Consider the following 1,933-nt stretch of genomic DNA (forward strand, 5'->3'; position numbering starts at 1 on the left):
TCAGCGTGTAGGCGGTCTCGGTGACCGGCTCGCCCTCGCTGTTGCTGACTTTGGAGTGGATGAGGCGGTCGTAGGCGTCGTAGCGGTAGGCGGTGTTGGTCACCGCCATGCTCACCCCGCCGTGCTCGTCTCTGACCACCGTGCCTGTGTCGTTGACGGCGGGGCGGGTGTCGGTGCGGGAGGTGAGGTTGCCGTGCGCGTCATAGGTGTAGGCGGCCTCACTGACCAGGGTGCCGTCGGCGCGGGTGGTCTTCTCACTCTTGATCTGGCTGGCACCGGTGAAGGTGTAGAGGGTGGTGACGCCGTTGCCGCGTTCCGCCTTCTCGATCCGGCCCATAGCGTCGTAGGTGTAGGTGACCTCGGCCAGGGTCTTGCCGTCGGTGCCGGTCTGCTTCGCCGAGCGCAGGGTGCCGTCACCGTTGTGGGTGTAGACGGTGCGCGCCCCGGCCGCGTCGACCGCAGCCGCGAGCTGTCCGTGGGTGTCGTACTCCTGGGTCAGGCTCTTGCCGTCGGGGTAGGTGACTTTGGTGACGTGGCCGTCCGCATCGTAGGTGTAGGAGATGACGGTGCCGGTCTTGTCCGCGGGGTCGAACACCTCCAGAACCCTGCCGGTCGCCTTGTCGTAGGTGTAGGCGGTTTTCAACGTGGTTTTGCCGTCTGCGGAGACGGTGGTGGTTCCGGTGATCCGGCCGGTGGCCGGATCGTAGGAGGTGGTGGTGACCGACCCGTCCGGGCGGGTCACCTTCTCCACCTCACCCCGCTCGTTATAGACCATGGCGATAACCCCGCCAGCCGGGTCCTTCTCCTCGATCACCCGCCCCGCCGCGTCCCGCTTCAGAACGGTCCCCGACCGCTTCTGCCCACCCGCCTCCAGGGTTTTGACCACTTGTCCGCCGGTCAGGTCCTGACGGGGCTCAGCGGCGATCTCGCTGCCGGGGAACGCCTCAGGGGCGGCCGGAGTCAGGGTGGCTGTGTCGACCGTGCCACCGGTGCCGTAAGCCACGCGGGTGGTCACATCCCCGGCCGTGGATTCCCGCGCCCGGCCGAGCCCGTCGAAGGTCTGACTGGCTGCGGGCACGGGGGTGCCGTCCGCGTGGCGGGTCGAGGAGGCGACCGTCCGGTCGGCAGCATCCAGCTTTTCGGTGGTGGCGGTCACCGCCCTGGCCGGGTCGCTCTCCCCGGCGGGCAGCAGCGCGGTGGTCTTGGTGTTCGCGACGTCGTCGTAGGAGAAGAGCTGTGTCATGCCGTTGGGGGCGACGGCCTTGACGGGTCGGCCGAGCAGGTCGTTCGTGGTGACTGTTTTGCGTCCTGCGCTGTCGGTGGTGGTGGCGGTCAGTCCGTCGGGGGAGTACTCCACCTCCTGCAGTGTCCGCGCCTGCGGGTCACCGGTGATCTTCCCGCTGGTGATGTTGTCGGTCTTCTTCTCCACCCGCCCGAGCAGGTCGCGGGTCTCCACGGTGACGTGCCCGTCAGGGGTGGTGAGCGTGGTGGAGGTCGGGGTGTGCGCGGCGGTCACGGCCAGCCCGTCCGGACCGGTCTCCTTGACCACCCGCCCCGCATCGTCATACACCGTCTTCGACGCCCGGCCCGCCGCATCCACCGCTTCGACAACTTCACCGGTGGCCAGATCGGTGACCTGCTTCACCGTCCCCGCAGGCGTAGTCACCGCATCAGTACGCGTATGAGCGCCGGTGTCGATGCTGGTGGTGTAGGTCTCGGCCAGCTTCTGCGGCCCCTCATCACCCTCCGGGCGTGCACCCTCCGCCCAGGTGACGGTCTTCGAGGCCAGCTCACCGTGCCCGTCGGTCTCGAAACTCGTGGTGGTGCGTGCCCTGGGGGTTTCGCCCGGCTTGTTGGCGATGGCTTCGGTGGTGGTGGCAACATGCCTGCCGTCGGGGGTGAGGGTGTTCTTCGTTTCGGCGATCGTGCCGTC

General features: G+C 68.2%; 1 protein-coding gene. It reads right to left on the bottom strand.

What is annotated here, in order from left to right:
• Positions 1 to 1,933: RHS repeat domain-containing protein (locus tag AC07DW_RS34220; RefSeq protein ID WP_478861492.1), on the bottom strand; the 1,933-nt coding region annotated here is incomplete at both ends.

It is taken from the genome of Streptomyces sp. NPDC045701, assembly GCF_056432045.1.